24 protein-coding genes are annotated in these 20126 nt (G+C 70.4%); 12 read left to right on the top strand and 12 right to left on the bottom strand.

Features of this window, described 5'->3' with window-relative positions; all coding sequences use genetic code 11:
• Positions 1 to 35 precede the first annotated feature (35 nt).
• The 3 genes from P2Q00_RS47170 to P2Q00_RS47160 all read left to right on the top strand — a co-directional run bounded on the left by P2Q00_RS47170 (position 36) and on the right by P2Q00_RS47160 (position 1649).
• Positions 36 to 428 carry a helix-turn-helix transcriptional regulator gene (locus P2Q00_RS47170; RefSeq protein ID WP_275781078.1) on the top strand — a complete coding sequence of 131 codons (393 nt, stop codon included), beginning with the start codon at positions 36 to 38 and terminating at the stop codon, positions 426 to 428.
• Positions 429 to 489: 61 nt separating this feature from the next.
• Positions 490 to 903, top strand: a complete 414-nt coding sequence (locus tag P2Q00_RS47165) for a VOC family protein (protein ID WP_275781077.1) — start codon at positions 490 to 492, stop codon at positions 901 to 903.
• Positions 900 to 1649 (top strand): VOC family protein, encoded by a 750-nt coding sequence (locus tag P2Q00_RS47160; protein ID WP_275781076.1) that lies wholly within the window; start codon positions 900 to 902, stop codon positions 1647 to 1649. Before P2Q00_RS47165 ends, P2Q00_RS47160 begins: the two co-directional genes overlap by 4 nt.
• Here P2Q00_RS47160 and P2Q00_RS47155 read toward each other — a convergent pair.
• The 5 genes from P2Q00_RS47155 to P2Q00_RS47135 all read right to left on the bottom strand — a co-directional run bounded on the left by P2Q00_RS47155 (position 1646) and on the right by P2Q00_RS47135 (position 4413).
• Entirely contained in the window at positions 1646 to 1891 is a 246-nt protein-coding gene (locus P2Q00_RS47155; protein WP_275781075.1) for a hypothetical protein, read from the bottom strand. The genes P2Q00_RS47160 and P2Q00_RS47155 overlap by 4 nt on opposite strands.
• A gap of 9 nt (positions 1892 to 1900) precedes the next feature.
• Positions 1901 to 3106, bottom strand: a complete 1206-nt coding sequence (locus P2Q00_RS47150) for an RNA polymerase sigma factor (protein ID WP_275781074.1) — start codon at positions 3104 to 3106, stop codon at positions 1901 to 1903.
• A gap of 7 nt (positions 3107 to 3113) precedes the next feature.
• Positions 3114 to 3530 (bottom strand): YciI family protein, encoded by a 417-nt coding sequence (locus P2Q00_RS47145; RefSeq protein WP_275781073.1) that lies wholly within the window; start codon positions 3528 to 3530, stop codon positions 3114 to 3116.
• A gap of 85 nt (positions 3531 to 3615) precedes the next feature.
• Complete coding sequence (locus tag P2Q00_RS47140) at positions 3616 to 3810, bottom strand: hypothetical protein (RefSeq protein WP_275781072.1); 195 nt, start codon at positions 3808 to 3810, stop codon at positions 3616 to 3618.
• An 18-nt stretch (positions 3811 to 3828) separates the two neighbouring features.
• Complete coding sequence (locus tag P2Q00_RS47135) at positions 3829 to 4413, bottom strand: dihydrofolate reductase family protein (RefSeq protein WP_275781071.1); 585 nt, start codon at positions 4411 to 4413, stop codon at positions 3829 to 3831.
• A gap of 94 nt (positions 4414 to 4507) precedes the next feature.
• Here P2Q00_RS47135 and P2Q00_RS47130 point away from each other — a divergent pair, with 94 nt between their 5' ends.
• Positions 4508 to 5107: a TetR/AcrR family transcriptional regulator gene (locus tag P2Q00_RS47130; protein WP_275781070.1), complete on the top strand. Its 600-nt coding sequence runs from the start codon at positions 4508 to 4510 to the stop codon at positions 5105 to 5107.
• A gap of 19 nt (positions 5108 to 5126) precedes the next feature.
• Here the strand turns inward: P2Q00_RS47130 and P2Q00_RS47125 are convergent, their stop codons facing one another.
• The 3 genes from P2Q00_RS47125 to P2Q00_RS47115 all read right to left on the bottom strand — a co-directional run bounded on the left by P2Q00_RS47125 (position 5127) and on the right by P2Q00_RS47115 (position 8600).
• Positions 5127 to 5735 (bottom strand): GNAT family N-acetyltransferase, encoded by a 609-nt coding sequence (locus tag P2Q00_RS47125; RefSeq protein WP_275781069.1) that lies wholly within the window; start codon positions 5733 to 5735, stop codon positions 5127 to 5129.
• 259 nt (positions 5736 to 5994) lie between these two features.
• Positions 5995 to 7080: a family 2 encapsulin nanocompartment cargo protein polyprenyl transferase gene (locus P2Q00_RS47120; RefSeq protein ID WP_275781067.1), complete on the bottom strand. Its 1086-nt coding sequence runs from the start codon at positions 7078 to 7080 to the stop codon at positions 5995 to 5997.
• Positions 7081 to 7193: 113 nt separating this feature from the next.
• Complete coding sequence (locus tag P2Q00_RS47115) at positions 7194 to 8600, bottom strand: family 2B encapsulin nanocompartment shell protein (RefSeq protein WP_275781066.1); 1407 nt, start codon at positions 8598 to 8600, stop codon at positions 7194 to 7196.
• Positions 8601 to 8902: 302 nt separating this feature from the next.
• On the opposite strand from P2Q00_RS47115, the gene P2Q00_RS47110 reads away from it, so the two are divergent.
• Complete coding sequence (locus tag P2Q00_RS47110; protein ID WP_275781065.1) at positions 8903 to 9493, top strand: N-acetylmuramoyl-L-alanine amidase; 591 nt, start codon at positions 8903 to 8905, stop codon at positions 9491 to 9493.
• Between the two features lie 44 nt (positions 9494 to 9537).
• The gene (locus P2Q00_RS47105) at positions 9538 to 10437 is read left to right on the top strand and encodes a 1-aminocyclopropane-1-carboxylate deaminase/D-cysteine desulfhydrase (RefSeq protein WP_275781064.1); all 900 of its coding nucleotides are present in this window, start codon (positions 9538 to 9540) and stop codon (positions 10435 to 10437) included.
• A gap of 125 nt (positions 10438 to 10562) precedes the next feature.
• On the opposite strand, the gene P2Q00_RS47100 is transcribed toward P2Q00_RS47105, so the two are convergent.
• Entirely contained in the window at positions 10563 to 12158 is a 1596-nt protein-coding gene (locus P2Q00_RS47100; RefSeq protein ID WP_275781062.1) for a Na+/H+ antiporter, read from the bottom strand.
• A 62-nt stretch (positions 12159 to 12220) separates the two neighbouring features.
• On the opposite strand from P2Q00_RS47100, the gene P2Q00_RS47095 reads away from it, so the two are divergent.
• The 3 genes from P2Q00_RS47095 (at position 12221) to P2Q00_RS47085 (ending at position 14301) form a co-directional block, all read left to right on the top strand.
• Positions 12221 to 12481 carry a UBP-type zinc finger domain-containing protein gene (locus tag P2Q00_RS47095; protein WP_275781061.1) on the top strand — a complete coding sequence of 87 codons (261 nt, stop codon included), beginning with the start codon at positions 12221 to 12223 and terminating at the stop codon, positions 12479 to 12481.
• A 270-nt stretch (positions 12482 to 12751) separates the two neighbouring features.
• Positions 12752 to 13165 carry an ATP-binding protein gene (locus tag P2Q00_RS47090; RefSeq protein WP_004925829.1) on the top strand — a complete coding sequence of 138 codons (414 nt, stop codon included), beginning with the start codon at positions 12752 to 12754 and terminating at the stop codon, positions 13163 to 13165.
• The gene (locus P2Q00_RS47085; RefSeq protein WP_275781060.1) at positions 13162 to 14301 is read left to right on the top strand and encodes an RNA polymerase sigma factor SigF; all 1140 of its coding nucleotides are present in this window, start codon (positions 13162 to 13164) and stop codon (positions 14299 to 14301) included. The genes P2Q00_RS47090 and P2Q00_RS47085 overlap by 4 nt, the downstream gene beginning before the upstream one ends.
• Positions 14302 to 14354: 53 nt before the next feature.
• Here P2Q00_RS47085 and P2Q00_RS47080 read toward each other — a convergent pair whose 3' ends face one another.
• A complete protein-coding gene (locus tag P2Q00_RS47080) occupies positions 14355 to 14804 on the bottom strand; it encodes a hypothetical protein (RefSeq protein WP_275781059.1) in 450 nt (149 codons plus the stop codon).
• Between the two features lie 168 nt (positions 14805 to 14972).
• On the opposite strand from P2Q00_RS47080, the gene P2Q00_RS47075 reads away from it, so the two are divergent.
• Together P2Q00_RS47075 and P2Q00_RS47070 are read left to right on the top strand one after the other, a co-directional pair.
• Positions 14973 to 15941 (top strand): diacylglycerol/lipid kinase family protein, encoded by a 969-nt coding sequence (locus P2Q00_RS47075; RefSeq protein WP_275781058.1) that lies wholly within the window; start codon positions 14973 to 14975, stop codon positions 15939 to 15941.
• Between the two features lie 319 nt (positions 15942 to 16260).
• The gene (locus tag P2Q00_RS47070) at positions 16261 to 16518 is read left to right on the top strand and encodes a WhiB family transcriptional regulator (RefSeq protein WP_016639615.1); all 258 of its coding nucleotides are present in this window, start codon (positions 16261 to 16263) and stop codon (positions 16516 to 16518) included.
• 193 nt (positions 16519 to 16711) lie between these two features.
• On the opposite strand, the gene P2Q00_RS47065 is transcribed toward P2Q00_RS47070, so the two are convergent.
• Positions 16712 to 18178, bottom strand: a complete 1467-nt coding sequence (locus P2Q00_RS47065; RefSeq protein WP_275781093.1) for a sensor histidine kinase — start codon at positions 18176 to 18178, stop codon at positions 16712 to 16714.
• A gap of 409 nt (positions 18179 to 18587) precedes the next feature.
• Positions 18588 to 19265 carry a TetR/AcrR family transcriptional regulator gene (locus P2Q00_RS47060; protein ID WP_275781056.1) on the bottom strand — a complete coding sequence of 226 codons (678 nt, stop codon included), beginning with the start codon at positions 19263 to 19265 and terminating at the stop codon, positions 18588 to 18590.
• 96 nt (positions 19266 to 19361) lie between these two features.
• On the opposite strand from P2Q00_RS47060, the gene P2Q00_RS47055 reads away from it, so the two are divergent.
• Positions 19362 to 20114: an SDR family oxidoreductase gene (locus P2Q00_RS47055; RefSeq protein WP_275781055.1), complete on the top strand. Its 753-nt coding sequence runs from the start codon at positions 19362 to 19364 to the stop codon at positions 20112 to 20114.
• Positions 20115 to 20126: the final 12 nt, after the last annotated feature.

Here is a 20126-nt window from a genome sequence, read left to right as displayed (position 1 = left end):
CGCCCGTCTCGTGACGGTCGTGCAATCCTGACGTGGTGAACCGTGACGATCTGGTACGGCTGCGCAGGGCCCGCGACCGCATGGACCGCGAGTACGCCGAGCCCCTCGACGTGCCCGCGCTGGCGAGCACCGCCCTGATGTCGCCGGGTCACTTCCAGCGCAGCTTCCGCGAGGCGTACGGCGAGACCCCGTACAGCTACCTCATGACCCGCCGCATCGAACGCGCCAAGACCCTGCTGCGCCGCGGCGACCTCACCGTCACCGAGGTCTGCATGGCGGTCGGCTGCACCTCCCTCGGCTCCTTCAGCGCCCGTTTCACCGAGCTGGTGGGCGAGACGCCGAGCTCGTACCGGGCCCGCTCGCACGAGGAGAGCGCGGAGATCCCGCCCTGCGTGGCGCGGGCGTACACGCGTCCCAGACGGACGTGACGCCGGTACGGACGTCACGCCGGTACGGACGTCACGCCCGTATCGACCTTAGGTTGGACCCATGGACCTGAAACTGAACAACTGTTTCATCGCCGTCGACGACCACGACAAGGCTGTCACCTTCTACTGCGACGTCCTGGGTCTGGAGATCCGCAACGACGTCAAGTACGAGGGGATGCGGTGGGTGACCGTGGGGTCGCCGCTGCAGCCGGACGTGTCGATCGTCCTGGAGCCGCCCGCGGCCAACCCCGACCTCTCCCCCGCCGACCGGGAGGCGATGGAGCAGCTGCTGGCCAAGGGCATGCTGCGGGGGGTCAACTTCACCACCGAGGACTGCGACGCCCTCTTCGCCCGCGTCCAGGAATCCGGCGCCGAGGTGCTCCAGGAACCGACGGACATGCCGTACGGGGTGCGTGACTGCGCGTTCCGGGATCCGGCGGGGAACATGCTGCGGTTCATGGAGCGGAAGGGATGAGCCGACAGGTCCTGTGGACCTACGCCTTCATAGACCGGCCGTACGCACTCTTCGGGCCCGCCTGCGAGTTCTGGACGGCCGTCACGGGCACGCACCTTTCCGAACTCCGGGGCGAGGAGAAGGAGTTCACGACCCTCCTGCACGACGGTGCCGACGCCTGCGTCAAAGTGCAGGGGGTTACCTCGGGTCCGGGCGGTGCGCATCTGGACTTCCCGGTGGCCGACGTAGGTGAGTTCACGCGATCGGCGTTGCGGCGCGGGGCGGAGGTGGTCGCCGATCACGGGACGTGGGCCGTACTGCGCTCGCCCGCAGGGCAGTTGCTGTGCACTATGCCGTGGCGCGGGGAGGCGACACGCCCGCCCGTCGTGCAGAGCAGCCGCCTGGACCAGGTGTGCATCGACATCGCGCCTTCTGCCTACGACGCCGAAGTCGCCTTCTGGAGCGGCCTGCTGCCGGAGTGGGAGTCCCGGCCCGGCTCACTCCCCGAGTTCCACGTGCTGCAGCCGCCGCGCGGCCTCCCGGTCCGCATCCTCCTCCAGCGCCTCGGCGAGGAACGCCCCACCACCGCCCACCTGGACCTGGCCTGCACCGACATCGAGGCGACCCGCGCCGCCCACGAACACCTCGGCGCGCAGCCGGTCGCCCGCGGCACCCACTGGACGGTGATGCAGGACCCGACGGGCGGCACATACTGCCTGACGGGGCGCGATCCGGAGACGGGCGGGTTGCCCGCTCAAAGGGGCTAGGGCCACGCAGAGACGCACGCAACGGCCGTGGCCCCGTCGTCGTGCGGGCACTCGGTGGCCTTCAGCAGCGGGGCGGCCGGCTCCTCGGAGGGATCCGCCCGTTCCCAGCCGGCCGGCGGCCGCGGTTCCGCGGAGTCGTGCAGCCACAGGGTGAGTCCTCCGCCGACGGCCACGGCAATCGCCCACACCGCCACGGCCCACCGCCACGCACGGCGGCGCATGTCCCCCAACTGACCGGTCATGGGCCCACGTTACGACCCCAAGCGGGCCGCCCGCCCCTGCAGATAGCGCTGTTCGGGCAGGCTCAGGGTCCCCGCGGCCGCCGACTCGTAGGCGCTGCGGGCCGCTTCGTACGCGCCCGCGCGCTCCAGGAGGTGGCCGCGGACCGCGTCGAGGCGGTGGCCCAACCCTGGTTCCAGCAGGTCCAGTTCGGCGAGCCCGGCCTCCGGGCCGTGCACCATGGCGACGGCCACGGCGCGGTTGAGGCGTTCGACGGGGCCCGGGACCAGGCGGACCAGCACCTCGTAGAGGCCGAGGATCTCCTGCCAGCCGGTCGCCTCCGCGGACGGCGCCTCGTCGTGTACGGCGGCGATGGCGGCCCGCAGCTGGTACGGCCCCGCCCGCCCCCGTGCCAGCGCCCCGGTGACCAGCGCAACGCCCTCCTCGATCGCGGCCTTGTCCCAGCGGGCGCGGTCCTGTTCGTCGAGCGGCACGAGCTCGCCGTGCGGGCCGGTGCGCGCGTCGCGGCGGGCGTCGGTGAGCAGCATCAGGGCCAGCAGGCCCGCCACTTCTCCGTCCTCGGGCAGCAGGCAGTGGACGGTACGGGTCAGCCGGACCGCCTCGCCGGCCAGGTCGCGGCGCTGGAGGTTCGCTCCGGACGTCGCCGTATAGCCCTCGTTGAAGATCAGGTAGAGCGTGTGCAGTACGGCGGGCAGACGGCCCTCCCAGTTGTCCGGCCGCCCGAAGCGCACGCCCCGTACTTTCTGCTTGGCCCGGCTGATGCGCTGCGCCATCGTCGCCTCGGGCACCAGGTACGCACGGGCGATCTCCGCCGTCGTCAGACCGCCGACCGCACGCAGGGTGAGCGCGATCTGGGCGGGCAGGGTGAGATCCGGGTGGCAGCACAGGAAGAGCAGGGTGAGGGTGTCGTCCTCGCGGGGCGCCCGGTCCGGCCCGGTCGCCAGCCGTGAGGTCAACGCGGCCACCCACTCCTCCCGCGCCCGCCGCGCCTCCTCCGACCGCAGCGCATCCGTCAGCCGCCGCGCGGCCACCTTGATCAGCCAGCCGCGCGGGTTGTCCGGCACGCCCGCCGACGGCCACTGCCCGGCTGCCGCCAGCAGCGCCTCCTGTACGGCGTCCTCGGCGGCGTCGAAATGGCCGTACCGCCTGACCAGCGCGCCGAGGACCTGCGGCGCGTGCAGGCGCAGCAGGTCCTCGACCTCGATGGTCGTGCCCATGGGCTACTCAGACGTCCGCGGCGGAACCGTCTTGGATGGGCCGGATCACCACGGGGTAGTTCGACGCCCCGGCCGGCTGGGGGCACTGGATGACGCGCTCGGCGATCTCCGTGACCCGCTCCAGGCTCGCGCAGTCCAGGACCCAGTAGCCCGCCAGCAGCTCCTTGGTCTCGCCGTACGGGCCGTCGGTGATCACGGGCTTGCCGTCGTCACCGAGACCGACCAGCCGGGTCTTCGCCGGCTCGACCAGGCCCTGTCCGTCGATCAGCTCGCCGGTCTCGGCGAGGTCGTCGTTGAGGGCGCCCATGAAGGCGTACATGGCCTGGACCTCCTCCTGGCTCCAGGCCGGTGAGGTGGCGTTGGCCTTGCCGCGCATGCCCTCGTAGTCCGCCTGTGTGCACTGCACCATGACCAGGTACTTCATGACTTGGCTCCTTCGGCTCGCGCCGCCGTGGTGGGCGGCTCTCACAGGGGACGTCGGAGCCGGTCCGGGATTCTCGACACGTGGTTCAGGAATTTTTCGCGGCGGTTTTTCCGGGCGCCTGGGCCGGTTCGGCGCCGTCGTCCACGTAGGCCTCGCACGCGGGGTTGTGACACGGGCCCGCCACCCACAGCGGGACCCACGCACCCAGCGTCTTGTGGCGCTTGACCACCGTCTCCACCGGCTGTCCGCACACGGGACAGACGTGTTCTGAGCTGTCCATGCCCTAAGCGTAGGCCGGTCAGCGCCCGCGCGCGTACGTACGGACGAGGACGCCGTTGCCGAACGTGCGCACGGCCTCCAGAGTGAAGTCGGTGAGCGCGAAGCCGCTGCCGAACATCGGCATTCCCGAGCCGTACACCTGCGGGTACGTCTTGATGACCAACTCGTCGATCTCGCCGAGCAGTTCACCGGCGAGCTGCGAGCCACCGCACAGATAGATACCGAGCCCGCCCTCCTCGGCCTTGAGCTCGCGGACCTTGCCGACCAGGTCCTCCGCGATGATCTCGACGTGCGGGTCCGGGGACTCCTTCAGGCTGCGGGATGCGACGTACTCGCGCAGGTGGGCGTAGGGGCTGGTGATGCCCTCCCGCAGCGCGACGTCGTAGCTGGCCCGGCCCTGGATAATCGTGTCGAACCGCTTGTTCGGCAGGTCGTCGATGCCGAGGGGCCGGCGGCCGTGAGTCGGCAGGGTCTCGGGATACTCCCCCGTGAGGAAGCCGAAGAACTCCTCGTCGACGAAGGCGAGCATGGACGAGGCGTCGCCGCCCGGGTCCCCGATGAACCCGTCGATGGAGCAGGCGACGAAGTAGGTGAGCTTTCGCAAGCCGGTCCCTTTCCAGATGGCTGTACTGCCTGAACAACTACACTTATAGTGCTTCATCTGTAGTGGTTACAAGCCAATTAATTTTGGAGTCCGCATGGCCAGCAATCCGGGACGGCGGGCCGCTCTCGTCGACGCGGGGGTCGAGGTGCTCGCCCGCGAGGGGGCGCGCGGTCTGACGTTCCGCGCGGTGGATGTGGGGGCCGGGGTGCCCGTGGGCACCGCGTCCAACTACTTCACCGGCCGCGACGACCTGCTCCGCCAGATCGACGCCCGGCTGCACCGGCGCCTCGCGCCCGACCCCGAGGTGCTCGGCGAACTGATGCGGGCGCCGAAGGACCGCGCCCTGGTCACGGCCCTGATGCACGACCTGATGGCCCGCGTGACCGGCGACCGCACGGGCTACCTGGCTCTCCTGGAGATGCGCCTCGAAGCCACCCGGCGCCCCGAACTGCGCGCCTCGTACACGGAGTCGGTCCGCGCCGACCTGGAGCAGGGCATGGAGTTCCACCGGACGGCGGGACTGCCCGGCGGGGACGAGACCGTCGCCGTGCTCTACCTCGCCATGCTCGGGCTGATCCTGGAGCACCTGACACTGCCGGGTGTCCTGGAAGGCGTGCTGCCCGGGGTCGGGGTGCCGGAGGGACTGGTGGAGCGGATCGTGGCGACGGTCGTAACGGAGACGCCGGAGGGGTAGGCCGGCCGCGAAGGCAGGGTCAGCCGCGGGGCTCGCGCCACATCGGCCACATCTGCGGGCCGTCCGGGAGGTCGAGGGGGCGGCCGGTGAGCTCGAAGCCGAGGCGCTCGTACAGGGCGCGACTGCGGGCGTTGCTCGCCTCCAGATAGGCGGGCAGTCGCTCGCGGTCACAGCGGTCGAGGACCTGCTGGACGAGCGCGCTGCCGATCCCCTCGCCCTGGCGCTCCGGCGCCACGGCGATCATCCACAGGTATGCGTGGGCGCGGCCGACGGGGTGGATCTCCGCCGTCAGCCGGCCGATCAGCTCGATGCGCTCGTTCCCGGGATCGACGGCGGCACGCAGCCGGGCGGGCCCGTCGTCGCCCTCTTCGCCCTCTTCGCCCTCGTGCTCTTCTGCGGGCATGGGCAGCCACAACGCGCACGCGCTGCCGTCCTCGGTGACGTCGATCCAGCCCTCGGCGAGCACGATCTCGGTGAAGGCGGCCATCAGCCTGTGGTGGGTCGTACGGCGGTACTCGTCCCCGGGAAAGACCCAGCCGCTGACCGGATCGTCCTGGAAGGCCTCGTCCAGCAGCCGCACGACCAGCTCCCGGTCGCCCTCGCCCGCCGTCCGGATCGCCACACCCATGCGCCGCCCTCTCGCCTCAACCAACATCGGTTGTACGGCAGTTGAGCCTATACGGCACCCTCCGGCGAGTGAGCCGAAGGGGCGTGCCTGTGGCACCCCGGAGGCGAACCGAGCCTCAAAAAAAGGGGGGAGGCAGGCCCCGCACACCGTGGGGATGTGCGGGACCCGCCGGGCCGGAGCCTCGGCGGCCGTGCGGGGTCAGGAGCCGCGCGGCCGCCCCGGTGGGCTCCGGGGTCTGCGAGGGGTCGCTGACGGGTTCTCAGCTGCTGCGCCGCGTCACGAACTCCGCCAGGGCGAGCAGGCCGCCCGCCTCCGCCGGGTCGGGCACCGCGCGGGCCAGATCCTGCATGGCGCGGGCCATCCGGTCGGCGGCCTGGACCTGCGCCCAGTCGCGCCCGCCGGCCCGCTCGACGGCAAGCGCGGTACGCGCGATCTCGTCCTCGTCCCCCTTCTCGTACGGCACTGCGTACAGCTCTGCCAGCTCCGCGGCGGCCGGGGTGCCTGAGGTGAGCGCGGCGACCACCGGCAGGGACTTCTTGCGGGCCGCCAGGTCCGCGCCGACCGGTTTGCCGGTACGGCGCGGGTCGCCCCATATGCCGATGACGTCGTCGATGAGCTGGAAGGCGAGCCCTGCCTCACGGCCGAATGCGTCCAGCGCCTCGACGTCCTCGGCGGACGCACCCGCGTACAGCGCGCCCAGGGCGCAGGCGCAGCCGATCAGCGCGCCCGTCTTGGCCTCGGCCATGGTCAGCACCTCGTCGAGGGTGACCTCGCCGGGGCCGCGCCGCTCCATCTCCGTGTCCGCGTGCTGGCCCGCGCACAGTTCGACGACGCAGGCCGCGAGCCGGGCCGCGGCCGGCCCGGAGGCCGGGTGCGGGTCCTCGGCGAGCAGCCCGAGGGCCAGCGCCTGCAGGGCGTCCCCGGCGAGGATCGCATCGGCGTCGCCGAACACGGTCCAGGCGGTGGGCCGGTGCCGGCGGGTGGTGTCCCGGTCCATCACATCGTCGTGCAGCAGCGTGAAGTTGTGCACCAGCTCCACCGCCGCGGCCGCCCGTACGGCCGCGTCGAGCGCCCCCGGTCCGCCGAGCGCGGCGGCCGCGGTGAGGACGAGCGCGGGCCGGATCGCCTTGCCCGCGTTGCCCGCCGCCGGAGTACCGTCCGCGTGCTCCCAGCCGAAGTGGTAGAGCGCGATCCGGCGCATGGAGCCGGGCAACGAGTCGATGGCGGCGCGCAGTTCGGGATCGACTGAGGCCCGGGTGCGCTCCAGGATCGCCGCCGCCTCCTGCCCGTCGGCCGACTGCGTCCCCGTGCTGTGCTGCTTCGCCTCCGTCATGAACTCGGCCATGGGATCTCCCTCGGTCAGTCCGCGGACGGTGGCGCTTCCGCTGTGGCTGGGCGCATACGACCGGGGTGTACCCGCCCCGGCGGGCGGGGACACGGCTCCGAGGTGCAGAAACGTCACCTCCACCGGCCGATCTCGACGTTCTCCAGGACTCCGAGCGCGTCCGGCACCAGGACCGCGGCCGAGTAGTACGCCGTCACCAGGTACTTGATGATCGCCTGTTCATTGATGCCCATGAAGCGCACGGACAGGCTCGGCTCGATCTCGTCCGGGATACCGGCCTGCTGCAGTCCGATGACGCCCTGCTCGGCCTCGCCGGTACGCATGGCGATGATCGATGTCGTACGGGCCTCGCTCACCGGGATCTTGTTGCACGGGTAGATCGGCACACCACGCCAGGTCGGGATGCGGTTGCCGGCCACCTCGATCGTCTCGGGGACCAGGCCGCGCTTGTTGAGTTCGCGGCCGATCGCTGAGATCGCGCGCGGGTGGGCGAGCAGCAGCTTGGTGCCGCGCCGCCGGCTGAGCAGCTCGTCCAGGTCGTCGGGGCTGGGCACGCCGTCGTGCGGCTGGAGCCGCTGGTCGTACTCGCAGTTGTTGAGCAGCCCGAACTCGCGGTTGTTGACGAGCTCGTGCTCCTGGCGCTCCTTCAATGCCTCTACCGTCAGCCTCAGTTGCTGCTCGGTCTGGTTCATCGGCTGGTTGTAGAGGTCGGCCACGCGCGAGTGGATGCGCAGCACGGTCTGGGCGATGCTCAGTTCGTACTCACGGGGCCTGCCCTCGTAGTCGACGAAGGTGTGCGGGATGTCGGGCTCGCCGCTGTGGCCTGCGGCGAGGTCGACCTCCTTCTCGCCGTACTTGTTGGTGCGCTGCTCGGGAATGGCGCGCAGCTCCTGGAGGTGCCCGCGCAGGGAGTCGGAGCGCTCGGCGACCTGGTCGACGTCCTGGCGGGAGAGGATCAGCACCGTGCACGCGGTGTCCGCGCGGGCGGTGTACTCCCAGATGGCGTCCGGGTCGAGGAGGCCCGCCTCGCCGAAGTAGGCGCCGTCGGCGAGCACCCCGAGGACCGCGTCGTCGCCGTACGGGCCCGTGCCGATCTTCTCCACCCTGCCGTGCGCCAGCAGGTACACCTCGTCGGTCCGGCTGCCGAAGGAGGCGATGACGGAGCCCGGTGCGAACTCCTGCTGCCGGCAGCGCTGGGCGAGCTCCGCGAGCACCTCCTCGTCCTCGTACGACCGCAGGGCGGGAAGTTCGCCGAGCTCGGCGGGGATGACCTCGACCCGGTCGCCGGTCTTCACGAAGGTGATGCGACCGTCTCCGACGGCGTAGGTCAGCCGACGGTTCACCCGGTACGTACCGCCCTGGACGTTCACCCACGGCAGCGTGCGCAGCAGCCAGCGCGAGCTGATCTCCTGCATCTGGGGTGCCGACTTGGTCGTGGTGGCCAGGTTCCGTGCGGCGGCCGTGCCGAGACTCTGCTGCGGCTTGCCCTGCTCCGAACGGACCTCTTCGCCTACCGACATATGAGAACTGCCCTCCCGGTCATACAGCCGGCGCCCGACTGCGCGGCTGCGTCGATCTCCGCGGCCAAGCCTTCCATCACGGAACGTGTCCGTGCCATTACCCGAAAGAGCGGGAATGGATCACCGCCGACTGGGCACAAATGGGGATCCTGTCCAGTGGGCGCCGCGCGCGAGATGGCCGGATGGCCGGATCTACTCGCTCACCATGAGAACGATGTGTGACCACTCCATCACTTTCGGTACAACCACCTGCACGGGCGGCCGCGCCGGGCGGCCGTCGGCACGGTACGAAGGAGCCGGTCATGGCCTCACCCATGTCCGCGGGCAGATTCCTCGACGGCCTCAGGGCGGAGGGCCTCACCGTCGTCGAGGTGGGCGACTGGGAGCATCACAACCGCAACCACAAGGGACCGTGGGGCCCGGTGTACGGCGTGATGATCCACCACACGGTGACGAGCGGCAGCGAACGCACCGTCGAGATCTGCCGGGACGGCTACGCCGAGCTGCCCGGCCCGCTGTGCCACGGCGTCATCACCAAGGACGGCACGGTCCACCTGGTCGGCTACGGCCGCGCCAACCACGCGGGCCTCGGCGACGACGACGTGCTGCGCGCGGTGATCGCCGAGAAGGCGCTCCCGCCGGACAACGAGGCGAACACCGACGGCAACCGTCACTTCTACGGCTTCGAGTGCGAGAACCTCGGCGACGGCCAGGATCCGTGGCCTCAGGCCCAGTTGGAGGCCATCGAGAAGGCGGCGGCTGCGGTGTGCCGGTATCACGGGTGGACGGAACGGTCGGTGATCGGGCACCTGGAGTGGCAGCCGGGGAAGGTGGATCCGCGGGGGTTCACGATGGCGTGGTTGAGGGAGCAGGTGCGGGACCGGCTGAAGTGACGCCGGACGGGCTGAAGGGCACTGCCCGGCATCACAATGGTGCCGTGAACAGCCTCGACCTCGGTTCCCTGCGCCCCCAGCTGCCCTCCCCCCTGGAGGAGATCGAGGACGACCGTTTCTCACGCCACGGCCTGCGCCTCCTCCTCAAGCGCGACGACCTGATCCACCCGGAGCTGATCGGCAACAAGTGGCGCAAGCTCGCGCCGAATCTCGCCGCCGCGGCCGGCCGCACGCTCGTCACCTTCGGTGGCGCGTACTCCAACCATCTGCGCGCGACGGCCGCCGCGGGCCGCCTCCTGGGGCTGTCGACCGTCGGCGTGGTCCGCGGCCAGGAGCTGGCCGACCGCCCCCTCAACACCTCCCTGGCCCGGTGCGCGGCCGACGGCATGCGACTGCACTTCGTCGACAGGTCGACCTACCGCCGCAAGACCGAACCGGACGTCCTCGCGCGCGTGCTGAGCACGGCCGGTGCCGAGGACGCGTACGTCGTCCCCGAGGGCGGCAGCAACGCCGAAGCCGTACGCGGCTGCCGGGCGCTGGGCGAGGAGCTGCGCGGGCGGGCGGATGTCGTCGCACTCGCTTGCGGGACCGGCGGCACGTTCGCCGGGCTGGCCGCCGGGCTGGCTCCTGATCAGCACGCTCTGGGTGTACCCGTCCTCAAGGGCGGCTTCCTGACCACCGACATAGAGAGCCTTCAGGAGCAGGCCTTCGGCGGCCGGTGCGGCGACTGGACGCTCGACGACCGCTTCCACTTCGGCGGCTACGCGCGCGTACCCCCTGAACTCGACGCCTTCGCCGAGGACTTCGAGGACCGCCACGGGGTGCCCGTGGAGCGCCTCTATGTCGCCAAGTTGCTGTATGGACTTGTCACCCTGGCGGAGGAGAACGCCTTCGCGCGGGGAACGACGGTGGCAGCCGTCATCACCGGACGACCCTTCCCTTAGGCAAGGCGTGCTGAGCAGGGTGCGCGAAGTCCACTGCAGTACGGCAGCCCCTTAAGGGGCGCGGGGAACTGCGCGACCAGCCACGATGGCGCCGCAGACGAAAGACGGCACACCCCGCGCAGCGCTCAGGCGGTCTCCCGATAAGCCGCAGCCTCCTCCAGATCCAGCCTGCGCAGCAGCGTCCGCAGCATCTCGTCGTCGATGTAGCGGCCGTCCCGGAGACGTACGAACATCGCTCGCTCGGCGCCGATCATTTCGCGGGACAGCCGGCGGTAGGTGTCGTCGACGGATTCGCCGGTGACCGGGTTGGTCTGGCCGAGGCGTTCCCAGACGGCGTTGCGGCGGCGCTCCAGGACCTGCCGGAGACGGTCGGCGAGGGGCGGCGGGATGGCATTGCGCTCGTCGGCGAGGAGTTCGTCCAGGCGCCGCTCGGCGACTCGGGAGGCCTGCGCCTGGGCGTTGGCCTCGGCGAGGGTCTCGGCCTGCACGTCCCGGCCGGGGAACTTCAGCAGGCGGATCACCGGGGCCAGGGTGAGGCCCTGCACCACCAGGGTCCCGATGACCGTCGTGAAGGTCAGGAAGAGGATGAGGTTGCGCTGCGGGAAGGGACCGCCGCCGTGCACGGTGAGCGGGATCGAGAAGGCGATGGCGAGCGAGACGACGCCGCGCATCGCAGCCCAGGAGGTGACGATCGGCCCTCTCCAGGTGGGGTTGTCCTCGCGTTCCCTGATCCGCGCGGACAGTATGCGGGGCACGAACGTTCCCGGATACACCCACACGAACCGGGTCACGACGACCACCAGGAAGACGGCGACCGCGTACCAGGCGGCGTCCACGCCCTCGTACTCGCCGAGGCCCTTGAGGACCACGGGCAGTTGCAGGCCGATGAGCGCGAACACCGCCGACTCCAGGACGAACGCGACCACCTTCCACACCGCCTCCTCCTGGAGGCGGGTGGCGAAGTCGACCTCCCACGCACGGTGTCCGAGGTAGAGGGCGACGACCACGACCGCGAGGACACCGGAGGCGTGCACCTGCTCGGCGACGGCGTAGGCGACGAAGGGGATCAGCAGGGACATGGTGTTCTGCAGCAGCGCCTCCTTCACGTGCGTGCGCAGCCAGTGGATCGGCAGCATCAGCACCAGCCCGACCACGACACCGCCGACCGCCGCCAGCAGGAACTCCCCGATGCCGCCGATCCAGGAGGCGCCCTCGCCCACGGCAGCCGCGACGGCCACCCGGTACGCGGTGATCGCGGTCGCGTCGTTCAGCAGGGACTCGCCCTGGAGGATGGTCGTGATCCGGGAGGGCAGGCCCACCCGGCGGGCGACCGCCGCCGCCGCCACCGCGTCCGTCGGCGCCACCACCGCGCCCAGCACCAGCGCCGCGGGCAGGGGCAGTCCGGGCACGACGAGATAGGCGACCCAGCCGACGACGAAGGTCGCGAAGAGCACGTAGCCCACAGACAGGAGCGCCACCGGGCGCATCGTGGCCCGCAGATCGAGGTACGAGCTCTCGACGGCCTCCTTGTGCAGCAGCGGGGGCAGCACCAGCGGCAGCACGATGTCCGGGTCGAGGGTGTAGTCCGGCACCCCGGGGACGTACGAGACGGCGAGCCCCACCGCGACGAGCAGCAGCGGGGCCGGCACCGGGGTGCGCCGGGCCACCGCGGCGATCGCGGCGCTCCCCGCCACCAGCAACAGCAGTGGCATCACGTCCATCGTCCTCGCCCGCCCTCGTTTTTCCGCGCGGCCATCCGCACAACCGTCGTAATCTGGCAATCATGAAACAGTGCACGCACGCCGACGCGCTGCCGCTTCCGGAACCCGGTCCACTGACCGAGACATGTCCGGAGTGCCTGGCAGCGGGCACGCACCCGGTACAACTGCGGCTGTGCCTCACCTGCGGCCACGTCGGCTGCTGCGACTCCTCGCCCGGCCGGCACGCCACGGAGCACCACAAGGACTCCGGCCACCCGATCATGCGCACATTCGAACCCGGTGAGAACTGGCGTTGGTGCTTCGTGGACCACGTTCTCGTGTGACCCTGGACGACCGGGGGACGACCCACGATCCGGACGGTTCGACCGTCTGACGTCTGGGTACGTCAACCCGGCGCGCGTTCTTCCCAATTGGAGCCGCAGACCCCTAGACACGGAGCGTGTCCACAGGTTTACTGTGAGTGACGGCAAGGGGTCGGGGTCCCGGGGACGGGAAACTTGAGAGCGCGATAGCGTCACCGCTGAACCACAGATCGCGTTACCCCGGGGGGCGACCCTCGGCCCCGAGAAGCTTGTACCACCTTGGAGGTGAGGGTGTCCCAGATCGCAGGCGAGCCCGCGACCCAGGACTTCGTGGAAGTCCGGCTGCCGGCTGCGGGTGCCTACCTGTCGGTGCTGCGTACGGCGACTGCCGGACTCGCGGCCCGTTTGGACTTCACCCTCGACGAGATCGAGGACCTTCGCATCGCGGTGGACGAGGCCTGCGCGATCCTGCTCCAGCAGGCCGTGCCCGGCTCGGTGCTGAGCTGTGTCTTCCGCCTCGTCGACGACTCGCTCGAGGTCACCGTCTCGGCCCCGACCACGGACGGCCACGCCCCCTCGCGGGACACCTTCGCCTGGACCGTCCTGTCGGCTCTGGCGGGCAAGGTCTCCTCCGCCGTGGACGAGGACAAAACCGTTTCGATCAGCCTCTACAAACAGCGCGGCGCGGGACCCGGGCCGGCGTGAGGACAGGGGACGGGCCGGTGCGTGACGAAGAGCGCGGCACACGAGAGCTGCCGGCCGAGGGCGCAGACGGGTCCCGACGCATCGGGGACACCGTCAACGGCACCGACGGCATCGACGGCATCCCCGAGCAGGCCCGGCCGCATCCGGAGGACGAGACCGACGACACAGCGGCGGCCGGCTTCCCAGGCGACGGGCAGCGGGATCGGGAAGGTGCCGTGCAGAGCACGCCCCTGGACGGGCGGAACGGGGTCACCCCGGTCCGAGCAGAGGCGAGGGCTCGGAGAAGGGCGACGGGCGGGACGATGAGCGAGCACGAGCGAAACGCCGAGGGCGACGGGCAGGACGCGCAGAGGGTGCCGCAGGCCACGCAGCACGACGCAGCGCAGGACCGGAGCGGGGCGCGCGCGATGTTCATCGAGCTGCGCAGCCTGAAGGACGGCAGCCAGGAGTACGCGGAGCTGCGCAACAAGCTGGTCCGCATGCACCTGCCGCTCGTCGAGCACCTCGCGCGCCGCTTCCGCAACCGCGGCGAGCCGCTGGACGACCTCACCCAGGTCGCCACCATCGGTCTGATCAAGTCGGTCGACCGCTTCGACCCGGAGCGCGGCGTCGAGTTCTCGACGTATGCGACCCCGACGGTCGTCGGCGAGATCAAACGGCACTTCCGCGACAAGGGCTGGGCGGTGCGCGTCCCGCGGCGCCTGCAGGAGCTGCGCCTGGCGCTCACGACGGCGACCGCGGAGCTCTCGCAGCAGCACGGCCGCTCCCCCACGGTCCACGAGCTCGCCGAGAAGCTGGCGATCTCGGAGGAGGAGGTCCTGGAGGGCCTGGAGTCCGCCAACGCGTACTCCACGCTGTCCCTGGACGTCCCCGACACGGACGACGAGTCCCCGGCCGTGGCCGACACCCTGGGCGCCGAGGACGAGGCCCTGGAGGGCGTCGAGTACCGCGAGTCGCTCAAGCCGCTCCTGGAGGACCTCCCGCCCCGGGAGAAGCGGATCCTGCTGCTGCGCTTCTTCGGCAACATGACCCAGTCGCAGATCGCGCAGGAGGTCGGCATCTCGCAGATGCACGTGTCCCGCCTGCTGGCGCGCACGCTGGCCCAGCTGCGGGAGAAGCTGCTGGTGGAGGAGTAGCACTCCGCTCTACGGCCGCTGCAGCCCCCAAGGGCTGCCGCAGTGCCGTTCGACTACTGCTTGCCGTCCTGCGCGCGGCCCGGGCCCCGGATTCCGAGGGCCTGGGTCGTGGCCGGATTGACCAGCAGGACCAGCGCGACGACGGCCACGACGGCGATCGCGATGCCCGCCGGGATCGCCACGCTGTCGGCCTGCAGCAGGTTGTAGGCCACCGGCAGCGCCATGATCTGGGTGATGACGGCCGGGCCCCGGCTCCAGCTCTTGCGGCCGAGCAGACCGCGGGCGGCCAGCAGCGGCAGCAGGGCGAGGACCACGAGCGTGATGCCGCCGGTGACGGCGGAGCGGCGGTCGTCCGGGGCACCCGCGAGGCCCTCCACGAGCATCCAGACGCCCCCTACGACCAACGCGAGCCCCTCCAGGGCTGCGAGCGCCGCGGCGTATGTGAGGCGGCGCGGGCGGGGGCCGGTGTCTTCCTCGGTGGCGGGGGTCTGCTCACTGGTCACCCCTGAAGGGTAGCCCTGGGGACACGCGCCTCCACGGCGAGCCCGGGGGACGCCGACCACCGTGGCGAGGTTGAGCCGGACCCCCGTGGTGAGCCTCACTCCCCCACCTCTTACCTGATCCCTACCTCGGCCTGTGCCCGGTACTTCCCAGTAGGTACGCTGCAACTCATGCGTGCACTTCTCGTGGCCAACCCGGCAGCTACCACCACAAGCGCACGTACGCGCGACGTCCTGACCCACGCTCTGGCGAGCGAGATGAAGCTCGAGGCGATCACCACCGAGTACCGCGGCCACGCGCGCGACCTGGGCCGGCAGGCGGCGGAGAGCGACGACATCGATCTGGTCGTGGCCCTCGGCGGCGACGGCACGGTCAACGAGGTGGTCAACGGCCTGCTGCATGCCGGGCCCGACCCGGAGGGCCTGCCCCGACTCGCCGTGGTGCCGGGCGGCTCCACCAATGTCTTCGCCCGCGCCCTGGGCCTGCCCAACGATGCCGTGGAGGCGACCGGCGCACTGCTGGACGCCCTGCGCGAGGGCAACGAACGTACGGTCGGCATGGGCCTCGCCGAAGGCACGCCGGGCACCGAGGACGAGGCGGTGCCGTCCCGCTGGTTCACCTTCTGCGCGGGGCTCGGCTTCGACGCGGGCGTGGTCGGGCGGGTCGAGCAGCAGCGCGAGCAGGGCCGGAAATCCACCCACGCCCTCTATCTGCGCCAGGTCGCACGCCAGTTCCTGCAGGAGCCCAATCGGCGGCATGGGTCGATCACACTGGAGCGGCCCGGCGAGGAGCCGGTGACCGATCTGGTGCTGTCCATAATCTGCAACACCTCGCCGTGGACGTATCTGGGCAATCGTCCGGTGTACGCGGCGCCTAAGGCCTCGTTCGACACCGGGCTCGACCTGGTGGGTCTCAGCCGTATGTCCACGGTCTCGGCTGCCCGGTATGCCACGCAGTTGCTCACTTCGTCCCCCGAGCGCGGACCCCATGGCAAGCACGTCGTGTCTTTGCACGACCTGGACGGGTTCACCTTGCATTCGAAGGTGCCTCTGCCCCTCCAGATGGACGGCGACCACCTGGGGCTGCGTACGAGCGTGACGTTCACAGGCGTACGCCGTGCACTGCGTGTGATTGTGTGAGCAGAAAGGGCTGAAGTCCTTTCACTCGAACGTTTAGGCCAGGATCCACCCCATGGAAGTACGGCTGTGACCTAGTCGACACCGAGGAATCAAAAAAAACTTTCCGGAAGGGGTTGTATCCGCCGCTGAGGTTTGCGAGTCTCTACGTGGCGATCGGGACGGCCCGCAACACCGGCCTCCACAGATCACCGGAACCCCTCTTCAAATCACAGGACCTCGCCAGGGAACCTGGCGCTCGGCCCTTCACTTGTTGAGGGATTCGTGAAAGCGTTCACATTCACAAGCAACCTGCACGTAATACCAAGGAGAGGTAGCAGCCATGGACTGGCGTCACAACGCCGTTTGCCGCGAGGAAGACCCCGAGCTCTTCTTCCCCATCGGCAACACCGGTCCTGCGCTGCTGCAGATCGAGGAAGCCAAGGCCGTCTGCCGCCGCTGCCCCGTCATGGAGCAGTGCCTGCAGTGGGCGCTCGAGTCCGGCCAGGACTCCGGCGTCTGGGGTGGTCTCAGCGAGGACGAGCGTCGCGCCATGAAGCGCCGTGCCGCCCGCAACCGGGCCCGTCAGGCCTCCGCCTGACAACCCGCCCCGCAACAGCCTGAGCTTGGCGGCGCGTACAGCGAGTACGCATCTCCCGCCCCCGAGCCGCAGCGCGCAGTACCCCCGATGCGCAGCACAAGCTGGCAACGAGCATTTCAGCCCCGGACCTGGGAACGGTCCGGGGCTTCTTGCTGTGCACCGGCCCGTCGTACGGCGGTCCTTCTGTACGGCGTTACTTGTGCGCCCGCACCGGAACGTCCAGGATCACCCGCGTCCCCCGCTCCGGCGCGGGGACCATGTCGAACGTGCCGCCCAACTCGCCTTCCACCAGGGTCCGTACGATCTGCAGGCCCAGGTTGCCGGCGGTGTGCGGGTCGAAACCCTCCGGCAGGCCCACTCCGTCGTCCTGGACCGTGACCAGGAGGCGGGCCTCCTTGGTCGTGCCGCCGCGGACCGCGGAGACCTCGACCGTGCCGGTGTCGCCCTCGCGGAAACCGTGTTCGAGGGCGTTCTGGAGGATCTCGGTCAGGACCATGGACAGCGGGGTGGCGACCTCCGCGTCCAGGATGCCGAAGCGGCCGGAGCGTCGGCCGGTGACCTTGCCCGGCGAGATCTCCGCCACCATGGCCAGCACCCGGTCGGCGATCTCGTCGAACTCCACGCGCTCGTCCAGGTTCTGGGAGAGCGTCTCGTGCACGATCGCGATCGATCCGACGCGGCGGACCGCCTCTTCGAGGGCCTCCCGGCCGCGGTCGGACTCGATGCGCCGGGCCTGCAGGCGCAGCAGGGCGGCGACCGTCTGGAGGTTGTTCTTCACCCGGTGGTGGATCTCCCGGATGGTCGCGTCCTTGGTGATCAACTCGCGCTCGCGGCGGCGTAGTTCGGTGACGTCGCGGAGCAGGACCAGCGAACCGATGCGCGTGCCCTTGGGCTTGAGGGGGATCGCGCGGAACTGGATCACCCCGTCGCGGGCCTCGATCTCGAACTCGCGCGGCGCCCACCCGCTGGCGACCTTGCTCAGCGCCTCGTCCACCGGGCCACGGGTGGGGGCGAGTTCGGCGGTTGTCTTGCCGAGGAGCTGGCCGACCAGGTCGGAGGCGAGGCCCATCCGGTGGTAGGCGGACAGTGCGTTCGGGGAGGCGTACTGGACTACGCCGTCCGCGTCGAGGCGGATCAGGCCGTCGCCGACGCGCGGCGCGGCGTCCATGTCCATCTGCTGGTTCGCGAACGGGAAGGAGCCGGCCGCGATCATCTGCGCCAGGTCCGAGGCGCTCTGCAGATACGTCAGTTCGAGGCGGCTCGGGGTGCGTACGGTCAGCAGGTTGGTGTTGCGCGCGATGACGCCGAGGACGCGCCCGTCCCGTCGTACGGGAATCGACTCGACCCGGACGGGGACCTCCTCGCGCCACTCGGGGTCGCCCTCGCGCACGATCCGGCCCTCGTCGAGCGCCGCGTCCAGCATGGGGCGGCGGCCGCGCGGGACCAGGTGGCCGACCATGTCGTCCTGGTAGGAGGTGGGACCGGTGTTGGGGCGCATCTGGGCGACGGAGACGTAGCGCGTGCCGTCGCGGGTGGGGACCCACAGGACGAGGTCGGCGAAGGAGAGGTCGGACAGCAGCTGCCACTCCGAGACCAGCAGATGGAGCCACTCGAGGTCGGAGTCGTCGAGGGCGGTGTGCTGGCGGACCAGTTCGTTCATGGAGGGCACGTGTGTGAGCGTACCTGGGGGTATGTGCAGGTCCTAAATACGACCGAGGTCCGTACAGGCCCTGAAAACACCCGCGGGCCGCGGCGCCTGAGAGGGACCCTCAACCCTCCCGGCACCGCAGCCCGGAGCAATATCGGCCGCGGGGTGTGCGGTCCCGGATGGCCGAAGGATGAGGAGCCGGGGCAGTCAGGGCAGAGAGCTCCGGATCCTCCGTCCGCCTTCCTGTGCGGGGAAGACGGAAGCTCGTGCGTACACGCTCTTTACGCATTCTGGACTAGACCACTACGTGTGTCCATGCGTTGGAGCCTGTTTGTTGTTGTCAGTTCTGCGGCTGCTACGACTGGCCGGTACGACTAGTCGGACGCCCTAACATCCAGCACGCAGCCTAACCCGTGTGGGTTCATGTGCGGGGCCAGATGGACATGGCAATTTCCGCGAGCGCCTCCAGCTCCTCGCGGCTCGCCCCGTCCCGCGCCTGCTGGGACATGCCCTGGATGATCGCCCCCGTGTGCCGGGCCAGCGCGGCGGCATCGGTCCCGGCCGGCAGCTCCCCCGACGCGATGCCTGCCCTCATACGACTCTCGAACGCGGCGATGTTGGCATTGCGCCGCTCGCGCAGCGATGCCTCGACCTCGGGGCTCGCGCAGTTCGTGGCCGCATGGATGACGAGGCAGCCGTGCGGGCGGCCGGGGGCCGTGTACTCGGCGGCTGCCTCCCGCAGCATCCGCGCCACGGCCGCCCGGGCCGTGGGCTCCTCGGCGAGGGCGCGGTCGGCGAAGGAGCCGTAGCGGGTGCCGTAGACGGTCACGACCTCGTCGAACAGCGCTCGCTTGTCGCCGAAGGCCGCATACAGGCTCGGGGCTCCGATGCCCATGACGCGGGTGAGGTCGGAGACGGAGGTCGCCTCGTACCCGTGCTCCCAGAAGGCCATGACCGCCTTCTCCAGCGCGGTCTCGCGGTCGAAGGAGCGGGGGCGTCCGCGGGGCTTGGACGTCTGCCTGCTCTTCGCCGCGGCCGACTCGTCGTCCGCGGTCCCGGCCGCCCCGGCCTTAGTCGTCGTCTTCTGGCTGCCCACCATGGAGTGAATTGTATAGCGGGTGCTAGAGAAATGTCGGCGGGCTGCTGTACGGTCTTTTTGTATCGACCACTAGGGAATTGCGAAGGGGGCGTCGGCATGGGCGTGTTCGCAGGCAGGACGGCACTCGTCACGGGGGCGAGCAGGGGAATCGGGCGCGGGATCGCCGAGCGGCTGGGGCGCGACGGGGCGCGGGTCGCGGTGCACTACGGCAGCAACGGGGCGGCTGCGAAGGAAACGGTGGCCGCGATCGAGTCGGCGGGCGGTTCCGCGTTCGCAATCGGGGTGGAGCTGGGTCGGCCGGGGGATGCGGAGGCGCTCTGGGAGGAGTTCGACCGGCATGCGGACGGGCTGGACATCCTGGTGAACAACGCCGGGATCGGGAGCACCCGGCCGATCGGGGAGATCGGGGATGAGGAGTACGACAGGGTCTTCGCCGTGAACGTGAAGGCACCGTTCTTCATCGTCCGGCAGGGCATCGGGCGGCTGCGCGACGGCGGCCGGGTCATCAACGTCTCGTCGGGCCTGGCCCGGACCGCCGTGATGCCGGACAACATGGCGTACGCGATGACCAAGGGCGCGCTGGACGTCTTCTCCCGTGACCTGTCGAAGGTGCTGGGCCCTCGGGGCATCACGGTGAATTCGGTCGCGCCGGGAATCATCGACACGGACAACACCTACGGGCTGCTGCACGGCACTGCGGGCGGGTGGGAGCAGGCAGCCGCGATATCGGCACTGGGCAGGGTGGGCGAGACGGCCGATGTCGCGGATGTGGTGGCGTTCCTGGCCTCCGACGCGGGGCGGTGGGTCACCGGGAGCTGGGTGGATGCGACGGGAGGTTCGCTGACGTAGGGCCGGTGCAAG

The organism is Streptomyces coacervatus, assembly GCF_029223485.1.
Taxonomy (GTDB): domain Bacteria; phylum Actinomycetota; class Actinomycetes; order Streptomycetales; family Streptomycetaceae; genus Streptomyces; species Streptomyces coacervatus.
This window is presented reverse-complemented; position numbering and strand designations above follow the sequence as displayed.

Coding starts and splice junctions, on each gene's coding strand:
- P2Q00_RS47120 (WP_275781067.1), bottom strand. CDS start 7,080: ATGGCCGAGTTCATGACGGAGGCGAAGCAGCACAGCACGGGGACGCAG.
- P2Q00_RS47100 (WP_275781062.1), bottom strand. CDS start 12,158: ATGGACGTGATGCCACTGCTGTTGCTGGTGGCGGGGAGCGCCGCGATC.
- P2Q00_RS47155 (WP_275781075.1), bottom strand. CDS start 1,891: ATGACCGGTCAGTTGGGGGACATGCGCCGCCGTGCGTGGCGGTGGGCC.
- P2Q00_RS47145 (WP_275781073.1), bottom strand. CDS start 3,530: ATGAAGTACCTGGTCATGGTGCAGTGCACACAGGCGGACTACGAGGGC.
- P2Q00_RS47095 (WP_275781061.1), top strand. CDS start 12,221: ATGAAACAGTGCACGCACGCCGACGCGCTGCCGCTTCCGGAACCCGGT.
- P2Q00_RS47125 (WP_275781069.1), bottom strand. CDS start 5,735: ATGGGTGTGGCGATCCGGACGGCGGGCGAGGGCGACCGGGAGCTGGTC.
- P2Q00_RS47115 (WP_275781066.1), bottom strand. CDS start 8,600: ATGTCGGTAGGCGAAGAGGTCCGTTCGGAGCAGGGCAAGCCGCAGCAG.
- P2Q00_RS47075 (WP_275781058.1), top strand. CDS start 14,973: ATGCGTGCACTTCTCGTGGCCAACCCGGCAGCTACCACCACAAGCGCA.
- P2Q00_RS47070 (WP_016639615.1), top strand. CDS start 16,261: ATGGACTGGCGTCACAACGCCGTTTGCCGCGAGGAAGACCCCGAGCTC.
- P2Q00_RS47140 (WP_275781072.1), bottom strand. CDS start 3,810: ATGGACAGCTCAGAACACGTCTGTCCCGTGTGCGGACAGCCGGTGGAG.
- P2Q00_RS47130 (WP_275781070.1), top strand. CDS start 4,508: ATGGCCAGCAATCCGGGACGGCGGGCCGCTCTCGTCGACGCGGGGGTC.
- P2Q00_RS47055 (WP_275781055.1), top strand. CDS start 19,362: ATGGGCGTGTTCGCAGGCAGGACGGCACTCGTCACGGGGGCGAGCAGG.
- P2Q00_RS47110 (WP_275781065.1), top strand. CDS start 8,903: ATGGCCTCACCCATGTCCGCGGGCAGATTCCTCGACGGCCTCAGGGCG.
- P2Q00_RS47065 (WP_275781093.1), bottom strand. CDS start 18,178: ATGAACGAACTGGTCCGCCAGCACACCGCCCTCGACGACTCCGACCTC.
- P2Q00_RS47060 (WP_275781056.1), bottom strand. CDS start 19,265: ATGGTGGGCAGCCAGAAGACGACGACTAAGGCCGGGGCGGCCGGGACC.
- P2Q00_RS47165 (WP_275781077.1), top strand. CDS start 490: ATGGACCTGAAACTGAACAACTGTTTCATCGCCGTCGACGACCACGAC.
- P2Q00_RS47150 (WP_275781074.1), bottom strand. CDS start 3,106: ATGGGCACGACCATCGAGGTCGAGGACCTGCTGCGCCTGCACGCGCCG.
- P2Q00_RS47160 (WP_275781076.1), top strand. CDS start 900: ATGAGCCGACAGGTCCTGTGGACCTACGCCTTCATAGACCGGCCGTAC.